15 protein-coding genes are annotated in these 18083 nt (G+C 56.5%); 7 read left to right on the top strand and 8 right to left on the bottom strand.

Annotated elements, in window-relative coordinates; all coding sequences use genetic code 11:
- Positions 1-397: 397 nt before the first annotated feature.
- From ABEA12_RS07765 to ABEA12_RS07750, 4 genes are all read right to left on the bottom strand, one after another.
- Positions 398-1285, bottom strand: coding sequence for a hypothetical protein (locus tag ABEA12_RS07765; protein ID WP_345467469.1), 888 nt, complete (start codon positions 1283-1285; stop codon positions 398-400).
- A 514-nt stretch (positions 1286-1799) separates the two neighbouring features.
- A complete protein-coding gene (locus ABEA12_RS07760; protein WP_345467465.1) occupies positions 1800-2705 on the bottom strand; it encodes a hypothetical protein in 906 nt (301 codons plus the stop codon).
- Between the two features lie 436 nt (positions 2706-3141).
- Complete coding sequence (locus ABEA12_RS07755) at positions 3142-4029, bottom strand: HNH endonuclease family protein (RefSeq protein ID WP_345467478.1); 888 nt, start codon at positions 4027-4029, stop codon at positions 3142-3144.
- A 46-nt stretch (positions 4030-4075) separates the two neighbouring features.
- Complete coding sequence (locus ABEA12_RS07750; RefSeq protein WP_345467463.1) at positions 4076-4963, bottom strand: excalibur calcium-binding domain-containing protein; 888 nt, start codon at positions 4961-4963, stop codon at positions 4076-4078.
- Positions 4964-5269: 306 nt separating this feature from the next.
- On the opposite strand from ABEA12_RS07750, the gene ABEA12_RS07745 reads away from it, so the two are divergent.
- The 4 genes from ABEA12_RS07745 (at position 5270) to ABEA12_RS07730 (ending at position 11599) form a co-directional block, all read left to right on the top strand.
- Positions 5270-6514, top strand: coding sequence for a hypothetical protein (locus ABEA12_RS07745; protein WP_345467460.1), 1245 nt, complete (start codon positions 5270-5272; stop codon positions 6512-6514).
- A 370-nt stretch (positions 6515-6884) separates the two neighbouring features.
- Positions 6885-7265 carry a hypothetical protein gene (locus ABEA12_RS07740; protein WP_345467457.1) on the top strand — a complete coding sequence of 127 codons (381 nt, stop codon included), beginning with the start codon at positions 6885-6887 and terminating at the stop codon, positions 7263-7265.
- Positions 7262-8032 (top strand): RES domain-containing protein, encoded by a 771-nt coding sequence (locus ABEA12_RS07735; RefSeq protein ID WP_345467455.1) that lies wholly within the window; start codon positions 7262-7264, stop codon positions 8030-8032. The genes ABEA12_RS07740 and ABEA12_RS07735 overlap by 4 nt, the downstream gene beginning before the upstream one ends.
- Positions 8033-8935: 903 nt before the next feature.
- Positions 8936-11599 (top strand): M14 family zinc carboxypeptidase, encoded by a 2664-nt coding sequence (locus ABEA12_RS07730; protein ID WP_345467452.1) that lies wholly within the window; start codon positions 8936-8938, stop codon positions 11597-11599.
- Positions 11600-12039: 440 nt separating this feature from the next.
- Here the strand turns inward: ABEA12_RS07730 and ABEA12_RS07725 are convergent, their stop codons facing one another.
- Positions 12040-12303 (bottom strand): hypothetical protein, encoded by a 264-nt coding sequence (locus ABEA12_RS07725; RefSeq protein WP_345467449.1) that lies wholly within the window; start codon positions 12301-12303, stop codon positions 12040-12042.
- A gap of 1276 nt (positions 12304-13579) precedes the next feature.
- On the opposite strand from ABEA12_RS07725, the gene ABEA12_RS07720 reads away from it, so the two are divergent.
- Positions 13580-13756 (top strand): hypothetical protein, encoded by a 177-nt coding sequence (locus ABEA12_RS07720; RefSeq protein WP_345467446.1) that lies wholly within the window; start codon positions 13580-13582, stop codon positions 13754-13756.
- A 142-nt stretch (positions 13757-13898) separates the two neighbouring features.
- Here ABEA12_RS07720 and ABEA12_RS07715 read toward each other — a convergent pair whose 3' ends face one another.
- Both ABEA12_RS07715 and ABEA12_RS07710 read right to left on the bottom strand, forming a co-directional pair.
- Positions 13899-14522 carry an RES family NAD+ phosphorylase gene (locus ABEA12_RS07715; protein ID WP_345467443.1) on the bottom strand — a complete coding sequence of 208 codons (624 nt, stop codon included), beginning with the start codon at positions 14520-14522 and terminating at the stop codon, positions 13899-13901.
- Positions 14519-15082, bottom strand: coding sequence for a hypothetical protein (locus ABEA12_RS07710; RefSeq protein ID WP_345467441.1), 564 nt, complete (start codon positions 15080-15082; stop codon positions 14519-14521). Before ABEA12_RS07710 ends, ABEA12_RS07715 begins: the two co-directional genes overlap by 4 nt.
- A gap of 379 nt (positions 15083-15461) precedes the next feature.
- On the opposite strand from ABEA12_RS07710, the gene ABEA12_RS07705 reads away from it, so the two are divergent.
- Both ABEA12_RS07705 and ABEA12_RS07700 read left to right on the top strand, forming a co-directional pair.
- A complete protein-coding gene (locus ABEA12_RS07705) occupies positions 15462-16103 on the top strand; it encodes a hypothetical protein (RefSeq protein WP_345467438.1) in 642 nt (213 codons plus the stop codon).
- 1188 nt (positions 16104-17291) lie between these two features.
- Positions 17292-17648 (top strand): hypothetical protein, encoded by a 357-nt coding sequence (locus tag ABEA12_RS07700; RefSeq protein WP_345467435.1) that lies wholly within the window; start codon positions 17292-17294, stop codon positions 17646-17648.
- 12 nt (positions 17649-17660) lie between these two features.
- Here ABEA12_RS07700 and ABEA12_RS07695 read toward each other — a convergent pair whose 3' ends face one another.
- On the bottom strand, positions 17661-17876 hold the full coding sequence (locus ABEA12_RS07695; protein ID WP_345467432.1) for a hypothetical protein: 216 nt from the start codon (positions 17874-17876) through the stop codon (positions 17661-17663).
- Between the last annotated feature and the right edge of the window lie 207 nt (positions 17877-18083).

The following is an 18083-nucleotide window of genomic DNA, read 5'->3' as shown; positions in this document are numbered from 1 at the left end:
TAGAAAACCCTGCTCATTGTCAGGTTAGATTCTATGAGCTCGACCAAACTCTGTCCATTAATAAGAATACGAACCCTAATATGACATCATTTAATATGCCAGTCTTACGTCTAGTTGGGGTATACCCGAATCTGACGCATGAAGTGACTCTTTGTCCCGGTTGGGCTGTTTCCAACGCGGTTTCTCACATTAACTTCGAAGGGGAATGCCACGAGTTTTTGAGGAAGTCTATACAGCCACGCGCTCCGGCAAGCAGTGTGCTGGGACGACAATAACCTTTCGCCACTCCTGCTGGATTGCGGTGTTCACGGCTACGACGGTGTGGCACTCTCAAACCTTTCACGCTCGTGCATCACCTAGCTGTGCAATTAAGGCGATACAAGACCTCGCGCTGGGGTTAAGCATAATCCTGTTGCATTATGTCCCAGACTTCCTGGCGAGCCGCAGGAAAATCGAAATCCCGACCAGACAACAGCGAGGTAACTCTTCCCAAAGGCCACTCAGCCAACGTTCCGTAACGAGCCGAGTAAATGCCCAACCGGTCGATATTGTACTGATTTGAATAGTCCAGCAGCGCATAGGCAAGAAGCTGATAAACATCATCCGTTTTCAACACATCCGGGCGAATACCTGTCTTGTTCTTGGGAGCAAGGTTTGTCTTAATATCAATGAGCAACCCCCCTGCTACGAGGTCAGCTTCCGCACCGATACGTTGAGCAGGGCCCGGTTCAGATAGATCGAACGTGGGGCCAAGACTAAACGGACCTGCGAGCTTCGCCAAGAGCCTGTCTTCGGCAAGATCCCTCAACGCTACTAGCTCAGCAATAGCAGCATCATCGGCTTGCTCGAGCATGACATCTACGGTGAAACTGCCGCTTTCTACCAGATCCGGAACCAGAGGGGCCAATGCGGGCCCTGCCCGGTATGCATTTACGCAGTGCGCGAGGCCCCAAGCAGCCCGAGCAGCTAACTCACGATCACCCGACTTGCTTACGACCCTCGCCAGTTCAATAACAACCTGGCGGTAGGTTTCATTGAAGCGATAAAGAAAGAGTGCCGACATCGGCGTCTCGTCAGGCTCAAGGATTAGCCGAACGATTAAATCGAAAGCGGTTCCTACGTTGCCTGCGTTTGCCCCCATAGAATCCACGATCAGGTCACCAGCATGTGCTTTGTACTCTGCCCGGAGTGGCTTCATATTGGGAAAGTTGAGACGAACATATTGGCCGATAGAAGTCTTAGGGTCTTTGACGTCTTTACTCAGACGCCCTGTTGTGTTGTACATGGTTCGACCATAGTCGGAGGGGAAGACACTAAAGCATGCATGAGTTGCATGTCTTCGTAACGAAGCAGCCGGATACTCATACCGATCTTCCACGAGAACCATTACTCTAGGGGGCTGAATGAATAGAACGACGGTCAAGCCGAGAAGTTCTCATTAAAGGTTCCAGAGGCACGTTCAGATTGAAAAAGACCTGAGACACCTTGTCGAGAATATCTCAATGCCACCAGCCCCGTCATGAATCTACTAACGGGGAACAGCTCCTCTGTCTTAGCAAAGGATCCTTAGTTGCGACATTGGCAGTTCGGATTTTTCAGGAATGATGCGCAAAACAAGAGTGGATGACATGTACGCTCAGACGGCAAAATTGTTACTCATTTCCTTACCTGGAAGGCCGCCACAAATTCCGAACTCGGGTTATCAGCGGCAATAGCCTCCGTCGCTGACCAGTTCAAATTTTCATACCGTATATATTCCGAGAAATCAGAACTCTTAGCTCAACCGCCGATAAGGGCATCTATGAAAGCACAAGCGATCTGAACGTCTCTACTAGCTCGACAAGCTCCGGATGCTCGGTAAGGTCAATGGCAACGACATCCCCGGCTACGCCCTTTCGTATAAACTGCGCATCCTGCCCTGAGAGCAGTCCCGCGGTCGGATCAATCGTCTGCCACTTCAGCCCATCGGCAGCTGACCGAGAAAAGGTTGCTACGTAAATAGGAGCAACAAAATCTTTCGGGGTCGGCGCGTTGAGGTCCTTACGGAGAACAACAATCCGGAATTCATCAACAGAAGGAGCCACAGCGAATCCTTCCCGAACGGCGGCAAGAACAGTTGATCCCAGCGCTGCCACATACAACGAGTTCCTGTCGGACTTGTTGCGCTTTTTCGTGGTCGTCTTTCCTGCTGGCGTGAGCGAAGGAGTTCGCTCGGGAATTGAATCCGCCGACCCGAACACGATGACAACCGTGGCATAACGAACGCCATCCTCGATTCCTACATCCACACACGTCGCCTCAGAGGCGTTATCCGCGAAGGCCTCTTCCAAAGTCTCAAGGACGGTTTCCGTGTCATGGTCAAGCAGGCGTTCCCAACGTTGCTGTGCCTCATGGCAATACCGGTGATATAGGTCTGTGTTTTCCGCTTCAACGCGGGAAGCTTCCTCGATCGCCATTTCAGCAGCCCGTGCCTTTGCGGCCCGTCGTTGCGAGAATTTGAACCGGCCGATCGTGGAAAGCAAGGATTTCTGAATCTCGTTCCGGATAGCAGCCTGATCAACCGGCTCAGGAAGCTGAACCTTCAGAGACGTTGCAGGGAGAAACTTCTCATGATGGAGAGTTACCAGCGACTCTTCCAAACTTTTGAGTTCCTCAATAGCATTTTGCCGGGCAGCTGCCCGCTCGGCGCGCTCAAGCTGGGCCAATGTCGGACGCTGTGTCTTCTGGACAACTGGGCTACTCCGAGGGATATTGCTGCGTGCAGACTTGCTGCTCGGTGAATTGATCCGCGATGTTTTGCTGTGTGAAGCGTTGCTGCCGCTGAATCGCACTCCCGCTATTTTCGCCGATGTGTAGGTCCTGCCGCCGCCATAAGAAACTCTTCCCTTTGAACTACCGACGCTTGTCCGCACCCCTCGACTTGAGGCGCTGATACGGATCCCCGGAGCAACCTTAAAACTGAGACGGGCCATCGTCGTAACTCCCCGGATTAGTAACCGAGCTCTCAGCCTACCCAAAAGCCGGCTTACATCGAGTCCCGGCATTGCCTATGGTTTGGTCAACACTAGCTATCAATTTCAACACCCACATTCTCGAAAGATATGGGATTGCAGGAACTGCGCTAAGTATTCAGCTAGGGTCTCAACCGGCAGGAACCTGTTGTTCAGGGCACTGTGAGCTCAGGATATTCCCGATGGCATCATGCTCTGCACGCGTCATCCACAACCCGTACTTGGCTTTCACCGCCGTTTGACGAGCCACGTATACACAGCGGAAGGACTTGCGCGGAGGCAACCACGTCGCAGCATCCGAATCCCCCTTCGAGGCATTGCTCGGCCCATCGACGGCGAGCAGGTTCAAGGGATCATTGGCGAACTCCAACCGCTGATCCTCGCTGAGCTGCTGGGCACCCTTTTGCCAGGCATCAGACAATGGCACCAGATGATCAATCTGCACCGCCATGCTGGTGCCCTGGCCGCGTACAAAATCAATCCTCACACCTGTAAAAGGATCATCCAGCACCCCGGAAGTGATCATGCAGCCCTGCGTCCCAGGTCGGGTGCTCAGGTTGGTCAGGTCACGGCGCAAGATATCGTTGCGGGCATCGCACCCATTGCGGTCCGGGTCCTTCCATCCTTTGCCAAAGAGCGCCCGCTCGTACCCGGTCTTTGGTGCCCTGCCCTTGACCTTGATGGTCTGAAGCTGGGTTAGCACCGCCCCCTTGCCCGGTGAAGGCGCAATGGTCTTATCGGGTACAGATGTACTGGGTCGTACCTCCGGCGCAGGCGCCTCGGAAGGGCTTTCCAATACCGGGGGTGGCGTGGACTCTGGTGGCGACGCTTTAAGGGTCGGCTCCTTGGGAGCTGGTGCTTGGGACCACGTGGTGATCGGCTCGGGTGTTGGTGCTTGGGACCAGATGCTGGGTGGTGCCGCCGCAACAGGAACTTCCACGGCACCACAAGCCGCCAAGGTCAAAACGGTGGCACTCAACAACACAGTCCTAAGCCAGACCTTTGGATTGCCTTCCATCATGCCAAATAGATCCAGTCTGAGACCTCACTAAAAGCGGGGAAGGTCATTCGCAGGCCACACCATCTCCGTCACGATCCAGTTTTGAGCTGTAGCCGGGATCCCCGCGATAGATGGGGTCAGCTCCGGCGGCACGAACCGCTGTGCAGTTCTTGTAATAAGTCGCAGACGGCGCACTTTTCTTCTTCGGCTGGGGCTTCTGCGGCGCCGGCTGCACAACCTTGGGCTTGGCTGGCGCCTTGGCCTTTGGAATAGGTTTTGGTGTTGGCTTGGCCTCAGCTTGTTGCTTGGCTTTTGCTTCCGCAGCGCTCTTCTTGGCCGCGTCTTGCTTAGCCTTGGCGTCGGCATCCTGCTTCGCCTGAGCGTCCGCAGCCTTTTTCTCAGCAGCTTCCTCGCTCGCCTTGGCCTGGTCCGCCGCTTTCTTCTCAGCAGTGGCCTTCGCCGTCTCTTCAGTTTTCTGGTGGGTCGCCTGGTCAACCCACACCAAGGCTCCGCTGTTGTCCTGGTCGCAGTAGTTATTCTGGGTACCTTGGGTCATCACCAAATGGTCAGCGTCGCATGATTGGCCCAGGAAACTGGCCAGATCAGGTGTTTCGGTTGGTGCCGCGCTCTCAGCCTCGGCAGCAACACCTGGTGTCGCGGTCGGCTCCGGAAGGCTGGATCCAAACACCAGAGTGGAAACGATAAAGAGAACGCCCGCTGCCCCGGTCAGCGCTCCAGCCCCGGCTCGATGGGGAATACGCGCCCATTTCATTCGCCCTCGGACAAGAGCCACCAATCCGATAATGAACGCAATAATGCTCAATAGGAAAACCAGCATCGGCGCCACGATCAGAAGAATAATCACTAGTACGGCGGCGAGGGCCCAGAAAAGCCAGAACTTCGGTCCCCTTCTGCGCCGAGGCAACGGATTTTGGACCCAATTAGTGCTCATGATTCCCCCCGGAAAAGAAAAGCCAACAGATGGGATGATCCTATCCCACGGTTGGAAATAGCCTGGATCGGCAGGAGACTGAATGGCCGCGAGCCCTACGGCCTATCCCTCCTTTTGCAGAGTCGGATACCAGGCACTGTGCGAAGCGCTGCCCGAACGGCAAGGGGAATAGCGGAAAGGACTATGGCCGCATTAGGGTAATCCAACGGCCCAGTCACCGCTCGATCTCAGAACTTGTTTTCGAGATAAAATCCGCACGCGGTTGGTCCTCAATCACACTGAACAGTTAGCACGGAGACAGCACCCATGGATGAACCACGATCAATCCGGGATCAAATTCGTCAGGCGATTGATCCTCGCGGAGAACACGAACTGCTCGCCAACCTTGTAAGCATCTCGGCAGAATCAGTTGACTGGCTCTCCATATTGAGCACTAGGGTTGGAGAGGAACACGCGCAGCTCCTCGGCATGAGCACTGAGTACCACCGGCTCATGGACTCTATGGAAGAGGCGCTGGAGCTTCTGGTTCCCCGCGGCTGGGCCCCATTCAGCATGGACACGAAAGCAGTTGAAGAGGCCATCTCTTTGCTGCGCAACGGGAACGAAGAGGAAGCCGATACACTGCTGGCTGGACAGTGGGACGGCGAAGGCTCCTGGAGAACGAAGCGTGTACATACCCGCGTCTCCGTCCTGGGCGCCGGTGAAGGACAGAACGATTACCACGGCATCTTCAAAGAGAGAGCGCGGCTCCTTTGGAAGGCACGGGAACATCACGAGGCCGGCAGCTATGAAGCCTCGATCCCTCTGATCCACGCTCAGATGGAAGGGATCGTCATGGATGTCGCCGGTGGAAAGAAGTTCTACACCAAGGGAACCCATAAGGCCGATCTGGTCGATCCCAGTCAGCTAGTCAGCATCGAGGCGTGCTTGGCAGCACTTCAAGCCACTTATGGCCAGAATGTCCCAGCGACCCAGACTGCAGGCAGCCTGTCACGTCATGGGATCGCCCACGGGCGCGAGCTTGCCTACGACACCCGAGTGAATTCTGCCAAAAATTGGTCCGTACTCGACGCCCTCGTTGCGTGGGCGCGGCCGATGGCCGCATTGGAAGCCCAGCGGCTCCGGGAAGAGAAAGAATCGGCCAATGCGGGCCGCACCGGCGCCGACGAGCTGGGACGCCGGATTGATGACCGCGAATTCCGCCAAACCAAGAATATGCTCCGAAAACTCCAGACCTCGGCAGCAGGCTGGCATAGACAAAAAGGCAAGTTCCGGAACGATCTGGTGGGAGGCGTCTACGCTGCCAAGGACTTCGTCAAAGTCGGGCTCCCCGAGAACCACGGAACGCGCATGGAAATATCTTCCGACGGCCAATACGCCTGGTTTTGGCGCGAGACTATTTCCGGTTGGTTCCTGGCTGCAGCCGTGGGTGTCCAGGAACGCGGGTTTGGCGAATGGCTCTATTCGGGCCCATGTCCACCACACGGATCACCCATGCAGGATAAAGAAGCTTGGGGCGATGTTTTCGATACTCCAGCTGACTGGAGATAGGCATTGTGGCCAAGTTCCGCTGCATTGAGCGAAAACACGTACAAGTATTCTCCTACTAGGCTGGGGCCGCCTTGCATGCTGGCAAAACCACGATAGATCAGATCTACCGCCGATAATGGCACGTACGACACCGGGAAATTATGATATTCAGTCTTAGCGCCAACCCCTGTATCGCTGGCCCTGGATACTGGCCGCTTTCGAGTTCCTTGTCGCTTCCAAGAAGAAGCCATATCATTGTGGTTTCACGGCGTTTTTGATGTGACTGTGTTGCCAGATTGTTGCCCAAACGCTTCCGTATGGATAGAGTGGATAGTACAAGGGAACCACCCCTCAAGGGTGATCCAACAGGTCCCACGGGAGGGATTAGGTCATGTCAGTCATTACAATGAGTACCGCCTCGTCGAGCACCGCGAAGATGGATTTCCATGAAATGGCCAACGAGCTGAACAAGGCTTTGGGTGCCACTTTGGTGACCTCTCTAGCTGGCTATACCGACCGGTCCAATGCCTATAAATGGGCCAAAGCAGGGAGCGCGGAGCCGAAGCCACAGGCTGTGACTCGCTTGCGTTTCGCACATTCGATGCTGACCTACCTGTGCGAGAACGAATCGATCCATGTGGCTCGTGCTTGGTTCATGGGAGCTAACCCGTGGCTGAACTACGACACCCCAATCGATGCGATCCGTGAGGACAACCGCAAACAGGTGGCTACTGCTGCCGAAGCTTTGGTCTTGGATTCCCACGCCGCATGAATCAAACCGTTTGCCCGGTCACCGGCTTCGCTCTCGTAGAGGGGCTGATGACCGGGTTTCGCGTTGCCAAGAAAGAATACGGCCCGGTGAGCCCACTACCCCGCGACGCCGCAGCAACCCCAAGAACCAGAGCTGCCTGGGGGCGCTTTGATGTGCCCGGGAAGACGATCTACGCCGCAGCAGACACCGCCACCGCGATCATTGAATCTCTGGCTTGGACCGCGCAGGATTACAGGCAAAGCCATGCAATGCAAAAGACCGCCTACCAGCTTGGCCTGAGCCTTGATGATTTGCTGGAACGAATCGCCAAGGAACTCGATGAGAATGGCGCCATGAAGCAGGGCGCCATTCCGGCAGGCTGGCGCCTTGACCGCCAGGTCTTCAAACTTCAGATCAGCCCACACTGGCTCGTAAATCTTTCTTCAGCTGACACTATCGCCGTAATCAACGAACGCTACCTCGAGACCCTGACGGCCCAGAATCTCACCACCGAACGGATAACCCTCTCAGACCTCACAGGCGGAACCCGAGGGCTGACCCAGTTCATCGCTGAAAAGATCGCCGACACGAAGCTCTATGATGGGTCGGTTCCAGACGGACTTCTGTACCCATCGAAACTTGGTTCCGCTGGCACAGGACAAGGTCACTGCTATGCCCTATGGCCTTCTGGCACCATCAAAATTTCCGAAGTCGACTCCACACCGATCACTATTGATACCTCAGGCATCAAACAGGCGGAGAAACTCCACGGGATCCGTATTCACTAGCACTGAGTAATTTGGAAGCCGGGGGCTGGTGAAGAATCATCCTGCTGCGTGTGAATACCGCGCGACAGCGTCTTGCGGCCAGAGTCGAGTTCATCCTCTCCTACTGACGTATCCCGGTGATCATGCCATCGTTTTGAGCGAGGCGTGATCACCTGGGATACGTCAGATCTGGTCGCCTTTATCAGCACATACGTTCCCAGTTGAAATTATCCTACGGCGCATTGGTGGCAAATTCTTATCAGTCATCTCGCACAGGGTTGCACGGTACTCCTATCTTGATAACTGCGCTATGTCAGGCATTCCTTCACACGCAGATTCAATCCAGCTAGAACCACGATTTCGTACGCCATGATCTGTGGCAGGGCTGTAATTCTTGCTCGGCTCCTCTACCTCAACATCTCAAGCCGGTGCATGGGTGTATTCAAAGAACTTGGACTTCACAGCAGGATCTTCTGACAAGACCCAGCCCTTCACACTCAACATAGATCGGTGTTGCCGAAACCAAACCCGAAGTCCATACCCGCGAGATAACGTCCATAATCATTCCTAGTCATACCTTTTATTCGGAACGTATGACTGAGGCAAATCACTCTCCTGCTCATTGTGCACAACCTAGCACCAGGGTTCATGAAGTTCGCGTGAACACCAGCAATTTACCGTGACCTCCAACTGTGAAGCATCAAAATCACCAAAGACATTTCGTCCTGTTCTCCCACAAAAGGGTGGACACATATTCCTTGTTTACCCCAAGAACTGACACTAGGTTAGGTTCAATCCCACAAGGACCAGATACATCGTTTCACGGGGTCTCACCCCAAAACCCTGGCATGGTTCTGCAGGCCTATGCCTTCCCCGATTCTGTCAAAGACGACAGACCGCTATCCGAGGTTTAGTGAGAAAATCATGAAAGTCCCTAGAAAAGTTCTGGGCGCGTTTTCTTTCGTCGCCCTCGCTGGCTTAGTTGCCAGCCCCGCCGTCGGAACCGTCACACCCTGGGCAAACCTGGTTGTGGCCTCCGAAGAACCAAGCAAGTCCCCCGACATACCAGCACCCGGAAAATTCTTTGGCTTCGAGATTGGCGATGAGGGCAAACTCGCCTCGTTCTCGAAGATCAAGGAGTATTTCCAGCTCATTGCTTCATCCTCAAATGAAGTTGACTACGAAGTCGCCGGAAAGACCACCGACGGCGACGACTACCCCATCTTGCGCTTGAGCAGTACCGAAAACCTGAAGCGGCTCGATGAAATCCTCGCGATCAACGATCGTTTGGCAGACACCAAAGCCTTGGAAAAAGAGGCCAAGAAGGCTGGTGTGAGCGTCGATGATTACGCACGGAACCTAGCGAAAACCACGGTCCCGGTCTACTACGTCGAGGCCAGCATCCACTCCACCGAGGTCGGCACCACCCAGGCACTGGTCAACGTCGTACACCGTTTGGCCACGGAGAACTCCGATGAAACCAAGAAGATCCTGTCCAACATGGTCGTTCTGGTGGTCCCCTCGGCGAATCCCGACGGCCAAAAAATGGTGGTTGATTACTTCAACGAAACCGCGGGCACCGATTACAACCGTGTCTACCCGGATTTGTACCATCGGTATGCCGGTCACGATAACAACCGCGACTGGTTCATGTTCACGCAGGAAGAATCCAGAACCCGGCTCTCCCTGGAACAAAAATACCGGCCTGTCGCCCAGCACTACATGCACCAGGCCGGACAAACCGGGCCACGGATCTGGACCCCACCATGGGATGAGCCCTTGTCTTCGGCCGTTGACCCGATTTCGGTCACCGGAAGTAATTCCATTGGTATGGAAGCCCAAAAGGATCTCACCGCCAAAGGGCTGAAGGGCGCCCAGAGCGATGATGCCTACGGCATCATGTGGAACGCGGACGTGGCTGGCTACGGCACCTTCCAAGGAGCTTCGGTGTGGCTCAGCGAAGTCGCTTCAAACCTTGATCTGGCCTATACCTATACCTCGGACAAGCTCGATGATGCTCCCCGGACCATGCGCAATCCCATGCCGTATGACTCCACCTCTTGGACGTTCAAGCAAAACGTCCAGTACCACCAGAATGCCGCCTTCAGCGGCATGAACTCCGTCGCCGAGGATGCGCAGGACTTCCTGTACAACAACATCTACCAGGTAACGCGCGAGAGCTACGACTGGGAAGCCGAAGCTTACGCCTACGTGATCCCGGCCAAGCAGCGCGATGCGTACGCGGTCTATGACATGCTCACGACCCTGGATCGGGGCAAGGTCGAAATCGATCAGGCCACGAAGAATTTCCGGGCCGGTGGGAAGAAGTATGACAAGGGTTCATACATCATCAAGACCCAGCAGCCCATCGGACGGTGGGTTGACCAGCTGCTGCGCATCGATAAGTATCCAGATAGCGCACGCAAGTGCACCGACGGATGCCCGCTGATCATGCCCTACAGCGAAACCACGGACAATCTAGGGTTGTTCTTCGGTGTCGATGTTAAGCCGATCAAGGATGAATTCGCGGTATCGGCCCAGCGGGTCCAGACGATCAGCCAAGAGTCCATCAAGATGCCACGAGCCCCGAAGAAGGGTGGGGCCTATGTGGTGGATCCCTCTTCCTACGGTCTGGGGATGGTCATTGATTCACTGCAGGATGCCGGTGTCACGACTTATCGCGCGAAATCACCGGTGAAGGTCCTGGGCAAGACATTGCCCGAAGGTGCCTTGATCGTCCCGGCTGACCGCACCTCCCGCAAGACCTTGGATAAAGCGCTCAAGGACGCAGCACTGCCCATTTACGCGCTGCAGCGCATGCCAAAGACCGATGCGATCAAGCTCAAGGACAAGACACGTATCGGTTTGATCAGGGGTGCGAACAACATGCCCGGTGGGTGGATGACGTGGATGATGGATCAGTTCGGAACCAATTACGACGTGGTTGAGGCCAAGGACTATGCCAACCTCAAGAAGAAGTTCGACACCATCGTTATGGCCCCGGGGATCTCTGCTGATCGAATCACCAAGGGCCTGGATGCTTCGAAGTATCCGGAAGAATTCGCTTGGGCCGCCGGAGTTCCCGATGGCTTGGATAAGCTCGATGAATTCGTGACCAAGGGCGGCAACCTGGTGGCGCTTGGCTCGGCTTCGGAAACGGCGGCAGGTGCCTTGGATCTCCCGGTGAAGAACATCAAGCCTTCGGACCGTGAAGCATTCAACGCACCGGGTGCACTCTTGGCCCAGCGCTACGATGTGGCTAAACCCGCAGCGTGGGGGATGCCCAAGAACTGGCCCACTTGGTACAACAACGACCCGGTGTTCAAGCTAGAGAACAACAAGGCCAGCGCCTCGAAGTATCCGGCGAAGGGTGATCTTTTGGTCAGTGGTTATGCCCGGGGAACCGAAGCAATCGCTGGCGGGACAAATATTGCCTCCTTCACCCATGGCAAGGGAAACGTCACCATCGCTGGTGGCCACATCACCTTCCGCACCTGGCCACGAGCCAGTTGGACGGTGGTGACCAACGCTCTCTATAACGGTGCAGGAACCGAGGTGAAGCGCTCGGACATGGTGAGCGGTAAATAATAGCCACGCACCACGAATAGGAATCACCTACTGAGGGTGGAGCAGATAAATAAACTATCCGCTCCACCCTCGTTTTTGCTCCCTGTGGTTGCAGAGCAACGTTGCATTTTCCCATCGATTCAAACAGTAACCACGGCTCACCCCTTATACAGAACACTATGGATGCAGTGGCGGAACCGCGGCGTTGTTCCTCGAGGCATATAGACCAAGCCAAGACTGCCAACCACCTATAGCCGCACATACATCCATCGGGACGTGCAAGCGCTAATAATGGATCTGCGCAACTGGGTCAAGGAATGAAAGGAGAGTCCCAAGCATTTGATCTGGACAAAGACCGCCGAGGAGATCCTTGAATCGTGGGGGTTACTATTGACGCGAATTAGCAGCGCGGCACATGGGGTCCGGCCAAGTGTGCCTTATTCCCTGAAGATCCGGGTGCTTTACATCGGCTCGTTATTGGTTCCACCCTGGGGATTATCCAGGGCACCGGGTCCCGCAAGCGCCCGATAAACCCCGAAACCCGTCATGATCAGTCCCAACGCCACACCCAACCACACCGGAGTAGCCAGACCCTCACCGGGTGACTTGCCCACGATGATGTAGATCCCAAAAAGTATCATGACCAAGATCCCGGTGACCACCAGGCCGACACCGCGTCTTTTGAGTATGGGCTTCTTGGGATTTCCCCCGGGTTGCTGAGTCATGACAGGCTCCATTCATCATTCATCGTTCATCGTTCATCGAGGTTCCAAGCAAAGCGCACATCGGATCCGTAAGTCGATACTACGTGTTGCCCTGATGCTGCGAAATAGCCCGTGCATCGGGCCGCTGTTCCCTCACCAGTCGTCCAAACCCCGGATGTGGGACGAACCGTCGGGGCGCAAGGCCGGACTGCACCGAGCGGGCGACGAATGAGGACACGATGGCCTTTGATCGTCAGGCTTGACTACGGCCCGGATTCACCTTGCATTTAGTCGCGTGTGGCCCGCCCTGGACTCTGCAGCACGGTGAAACCTGATCCCCTCGCTGCAATAGTGCGACTTCGCGGGAAGGGGTACCGACGGCGGCTGGGGGTGAGTCAACTTTTGAAGGGTGACTCCCACCGCCGGTCCCGTCCGTGGGGACGAAGGAATGCTAAGCGCCCTGTGGAACGCTACAGGGATCATCAAACCCGCCTCACCACAGTGCATCATCGCTAGGACATGCCGATCTTGCAGCGCGCAACTTGAAAGAACCACTCCCCCGTCACCCACCATCCTATGAAGCAAGATCAAGACCAGCACGGGTAGTTACTACCTGATTAAGACGACAGAACACGTGCTCGTCACCACGTATGTAACCGCCAATAACCACCCCAGCCGCTGCCTACCTGAAAAGCTCTACCTACTCCTTGGGGCTGGCTTCCGTTCTGGTACCGGTCAGCGGAACGTTTTTGAACGATGCCCTAGATGTTAGGCATCAAGACCTGCTCATCCCACTCGATCCAACTGATCTGGTCCAGGGGCCATCCGGCGTTTTCCTGATCGGGATTCCCCCACACCCGTGGGTGGCCTTCCTCTTGGAAAGTCCGCGGTGTCCCTCAGGATATCGCCCCTGATCCATGGCTCAGCGTTGTGTACCTTTTCGTGCGGAAAGCATTTGAGCAGATGCGCGAGGACTGGGCCATTCAAGGGCACGTGGTGCGCTAGCGAGTGTTCGATGGCGTCTGAAGTCTTGATGTAGTGATGCCTCCTGAGGTGGTGTTGCTTGTCGCTGTTCTTTGAGGTGCGGGGGCTCGGCGGCAGCGGGTCGGCTTGATGCGCGCCGCGATGTCGAGGGTGCTCCGGAAATAGGTGTGCCGTGGCAATAATTGCGCCGCATCATTGTCGGCGTCGAGAGCCTCGAGCTGCCGGATCAGCTCGCGATGTTGATCGGTGCCCGGGTGCATTTCGTGTATCCGGCCTTTGAGCTGGTTCCTGAGCTCATGGATGTGCTGTTGCCGTGCCCGAGATTCCTTCTCAGAACTCACTACTCGCACTCTCCCCCGCCCCGCTGCCGGCGATATCTACCACGGGCGTAGCTCCGGCTGCTGTACCGATGGTCCTCAACGCCGGGACGGTGTCCGTGACCGAATCCGATGCCTGGCACACTGCACCGCTTGAAGCTGCCCGGGTGTGAACTGTCCATGAAATCATGCCGTCATTTTGCGAGAGACCTGATTTTATGGACGGTTCGGGCGATTTACCGATATTGGCACATACGAAGCCTTCGTGCCGAGGTAAATCCGTCCCATGCCCCAGAACCGCCTTCTTGGAAGCTTTTAGGGGTCAACGACGAGCACGTCGGAGGTCGGGATGCTGTCGATCGTATAGCCCGGCATCGTCTCGATCACTGAACGCATGCTCACCCTTGCGTTGGTGCTGCCGATCTCCTTCTCCCCTGCAGTACCAAAAATGTAAAGGCAGGTGGGGTTCGTTCCGGCACCGAAGCGGGAGCGGGATTGGATCCCGTCGAAGCCGGCGGTGTCCATGGCCGCGGCCCAGGCGCGTGTCATCACGTAGTCATCGTTCATGGGCGCGGTGATATCTCCGGGAACAATCCCGAACGCTGATGCGGCTCCGGCGGTGAAATCCGCGGCCTTGATTCCTGGGATCTCTAGGTGGGAGATCCACCGGTCGATGATCATTGCTGCCGGGATGGTGGGCTCCCCCACGAAGGCCACACCGAGGAACTCCCGCACGGCGACTTCCTCCGAAGAAGCGGTGTTCAACGTCCCCTTCGGTGTCTGAAGGTTGAACCGCCCCACAGCGCTGGAGAAATACCACGGGCTGTGTGCGCCGTGGGCCCGGTAACGACACACGCGCGCACGGTGGTGATAGGCGGGAAATGTTGTGTAGTCCTTGGCCGGGTCAGGAAGCCGCAGCGTAGTCGAGGCCCGGCTCATGCAGCAGCATGCCAGCTGGCTGCATCATCGGTGGCGAGCCTCTGAAGATCGGCGATCCGATCACTATCACCCGAAGCCAAGACATCCAGAGCCGTGCTCTCCCCCAGCTGGGCCAGGCGGGCGGTCAACCAATAGGCGACGGTCCAGCCATCGGCGCCGGCGCCCAGCAGGATTTTCAGCAGCTTCTGGAGGCCCGGGAGCACCGCACCGTTGGCAAATTGGAATCTCGGGAACAAGATGACCCCATCTGCCGTGGTGACTCGTAGGAGGCGGTCGTTCTTGACCCGTTCGCTCACGGCCTGGCGGGAAATACCACCCAGGACTTTCCGCACGCGGTCCGTGGTGTAAAAGGCGCCGAGACGGTCGTTGATCCTGTTGGCCGCCAGAACGGCATCGGCCATCGCGTTGATGGTGGCGCGCTCGGATTCACCGGAAAAATCGGTGACTTCATTGGAGGCAACCATTTGCTCCAGTCGGCGCCCCACCCCATCAAGGACTCGCTCACGCCAGTTCTCCGCACTCGAGAGATCATCCTGCCGGTGATCAATCACATTACTCATGGTGGCCACCCCTTGTTCTCTTCTCATATCCTGTCTCTTATCTTCCTACCCAGCGTCAAGGCATGTCAAGGCACAGGGAAAGGCGTCGAAGCACTCCACCTCCACCCTGTCTGGACTCGATGGGCTGAAGACCCCCATGTCTTTCGCGGACCAAGGCCCCGGCAGGTTCTTCTCCTTGGTTCAGGCCATTCTTGATGCGGTGGACTATGAGCTGTCGAGGTCGGGCCCCGTGGAGGCCCTGAACTCGGCGCCCGGGCACTGGCCTGGTACGGGGCGTGATGCCGGGGGTGGGATGGACATGGGTGCGCCGTGGCGATGGACAAAACCGTCAAAAGTAATAATATTGATAGTAATATTATTATTACTAGGAGTGATGACGATGGCTGATTCACCAATGGACCGCGCGACGGCAGCGATCGGCGCCATGGAGTCCGTGAACGAAAAGATCACGGTCGCTGCGGTACGTTCACGTTCGGGTGTGTCGATGGAAGCGGCCCGTTTAGCCGTCGAATCCTGGCGTGCACAGCGCACCCAGCCTGTCGTGGCGGTCACGGATGCTGCGCAGCAGTCTTTCACCCGGTTGTGGGCGGTGGCGGTCTCTGAGGCCGACGCACGGCATGCCGACGCGTTGGAAGCTTCCCGGATCTCGTTGGAAGCCGCACGGGCAGAAGCGGTGGAAGCTGGCGCCCTGGTGGACGAAGAAGGTAAGCGCGTGAAAGTAGAAGCAGACCGGGCACAGAAGGCCGAAGCACGCGTGGCGGAACTCGAAGATGAGATCCGTTCTGCGCGTGAGGCCGAGGCCGTGCAGCGCACCGCTGCCGATCGGGCGCTGGAGACTGCAAGGGCCCAGACGAGCCTGGCACGCGAAGAAGTCGCGGAGTTGCGTGGACGCCTCGCGGTACTCACGGAGCAAGCTACCCGGTATTGGGACACCACACTCCCCCAGGGCCCCTCCTCGCCATCAACGAGCCCCGATGATGCTGTGGCGCAGAATCCCGGGGATTCTCCCCCGGCTTCATAGCGCCAGTCATGCTTGTTTCGGCGGTGGCAATTGATAGAGAACGCTCGGACGCACCGTCACAGCAGGAGGATAAGTCTGAACCCGCACTCAGGAGAGTATTCTTTCGCCACTGAATGACCAGTGCCACCCCTCAGTACCGGCCTGGTCCAGTACCGGCCTGTGGCCCAGGTCCTGCTATCGCCACGTGTTCTACGCTGATCCTCAAGATGGTGGGAGGCCAGGGTCGTGTGGGACCACAAGAATTCGTTGTCAGCTCGTCCACGGTGCCATCCATGGGCTCATCCACGCGCGGTAGCGGGTGTGTTGAGTGTGTGGGTGGGCGCGGTGGTCGAAGTGCAGTGTTGTGGGTGGGTGGACACGCTTGCGATCAATGTCAGGCCATCCACAACCCAACGCGCTGCTCCGTGGAGGATACCTTTGAACTCGCGGGCTACTCCCCCACCATAGGCATCACGGTGTGCAGAGCCAGGATCACAGAGCCTGCCTTCACGCAACGAGGTGGCCCTATCCACCGGGTGCGAGTACACCTGCAAGGTCTGTTAAAGAAGTACAGGACCGGTCATGACGGCTAAGGATTAACAAATCCGCCGCAACCGGTCCTGCTGATCACTCGCACCTTGAAGAGGTATCTTCAACACTAGGGCGTGAAACCTCACGTCACCTGCGTAATACCTGCTATTTCACTGAGTGCATGTGAGAGGTTCGACTCGACGCCTGATCACCAACGAACGCGACGCTCAACACCCGGTGCTGCATGCAACTCCGGGGCAGTGTTTTCGGGAGCGTTCTTTCCGGACGCTGAATCCTTGGCGTCGGAAATTTTTCGAATTCACAAACCACCCATGAGTAGCGGTCCCTATCAGTAGTCAGGGTCTGAACTGCAGGGGAACAGTGGTTGGCGCTAAGGAATCCGTTCGAGCAGCCTGGTTCAGGCGTTGCTCGTGGGTAGGTGGCGGTAAATAGGGGTTCGAGGACCAAAGCTCGCATTAGTCACGCTAAGCATCTTGTCGAGAGACGATCGTCTGCCAATACACGGCAGCAAGGAACGAAACCCTGTGCAATCCCCGTCGACAAGCCGTGACGGTAAACAACGAAGGAAAACCCCGGTCACAACAGAATCGACATACTCAAGAACAAAATTGCCGCCAGATAAAGGAAGATCAGTCACTAACGTGACTTTCCTGAGCATTGTTCCTCAACCCCCGCACCCTGGTCGACGAAGAAGCCCAACGGGTTAAAGCCGAAGCGGTCCGAGCGGACAAGGCCGAAGCCCGCGTAGTCGAGCTGGAAACAGAGATCCATTCCCTGCGTGAGGACGACGCCGCACAGCGTGCCACTGTGCAGGAGACGGTGGATGCCTCTCGGGCCGAGACGGGACGGGCACGTGAGGAAGTCGCGGAGCTTCGTGGACGCCTCGCGGTACTCACGGAGCAAGCGACCAGATATTGGGATGCTGCACTCCCCCAGGCACCAGCAGTGCCATCAACTACATCCTCCGGTGATGCTCTGCCTGAGACCCCCGAAGATCCCACACCGGCCTCGTAAGCTCATTCACGGCTACTCTGGCGTCGGCGGTAGCGGGTGCGTGGCGGTGAGGTCGTCAAACCATTGCATTTGCGCTGCATCGTTGTCGGCGTCGAGAGCAGCGAGCTGCCGGATCAGCTTACGATGTTGATCGGTGCCCAGTTCCGCTTCGTGGATCCGGCCTTTGAGCTGGTTCCTGAGCTCATGAATGTGCTGTTGCCGTGCCCGAGATTCCTTCTCAGAACTCACTACTCGCACTCTCCCCCGCCCCGTTACCGAAGACATCAATCACGGGCGTAGCGCCGGCTGCTGTACCGATGGTCCTCAGCGGATAGCTCACAAGCACGACATATTCGACCAGCTATCTTTCTAGCTAGAAAGATAGCTGTCTAGTTCGTTGATAGATTTTTCCTGGCATAATCACTAATTGCAGCTTCTATAACAGCTCTCTGGGTC

The organism is Paeniglutamicibacter antarcticus (assembly GCF_039544305.1).
Lineage (GTDB): Bacteria > Actinomycetota > Actinomycetes > Actinomycetales > Micrococcaceae > Paeniglutamicibacter > Paeniglutamicibacter antarcticus_C.
Note: the sequence above shows the minus strand (reverse complement) of the source record. Positions and strands in the feature narration are given on the sequence as shown.

Excerpts from the sequence above, each read along its gene's own strand:
- ABEA12_RS07765 (WP_345467469.1), bottom strand. The coding sequence starts at position 1,285 with ATGTACAACACAACAGGGCGTCTGAGTAAAGACGTCAAAGACCCTAAG.
- ABEA12_RS07755 (WP_345467478.1), bottom strand. The coding sequence starts at position 4,029 with ATGGAAGGCAATCCAAAGGTCTGGCTTAGGACTGTGTTGTTGAGTGCC.
- ABEA12_RS07750 (WP_345467463.1), bottom strand. The coding sequence starts at position 4,963 with ATGAGCACTAATTGGGTCCAAAATCCGTTGCCTCGGCGCAGAAGGGGA.
- ABEA12_RS07745 (WP_345467460.1), top strand. The coding sequence starts at position 5,270 with ATGGATGAACCACGATCAATCCGGGATCAAATTCGTCAGGCGATTGAT.
- ABEA12_RS07740 (WP_345467457.1), top strand. The coding sequence starts at position 6,885 with ATGTCAGTCATTACAATGAGTACCGCCTCGTCGAGCACCGCGAAGATG.
- ABEA12_RS07735 (WP_345467455.1), top strand. The coding sequence starts at position 7,262 with ATGAATCAAACCGTTTGCCCGGTCACCGGCTTCGCTCTCGTAGAGGGG.
- ABEA12_RS07730 (WP_345467452.1), top strand. The coding sequence starts at position 8,936 with ATGAAAGTCCCTAGAAAAGTTCTGGGCGCGTTTTCTTTCGTCGCCCTC.
- ABEA12_RS07725 (WP_345467449.1), bottom strand. The coding sequence starts at position 12,303 with ATGACTCAGCAACCCGGGGGAAATCCCAAGAAGCCCATACTCAAAAGA.
- ABEA12_RS07715 (WP_345467443.1), bottom strand. The coding sequence starts at position 14,522 with ATGAGCCGGGCCTCGACTACGCTGCGGCTTCCTGACCCGGCCAAGGAC.
- ABEA12_RS07710 (WP_345467441.1), bottom strand. The coding sequence starts at position 15,082 with ATGAGTAATGTGATTGATCACCGGCAGGATGATCTCTCGAGTGCGGAG.
- ABEA12_RS07705 (WP_345467438.1), top strand. The coding sequence starts at position 15,462 with ATGGCTGATTCACCAATGGACCGCGCGACGGCAGCGATCGGCGCCATG.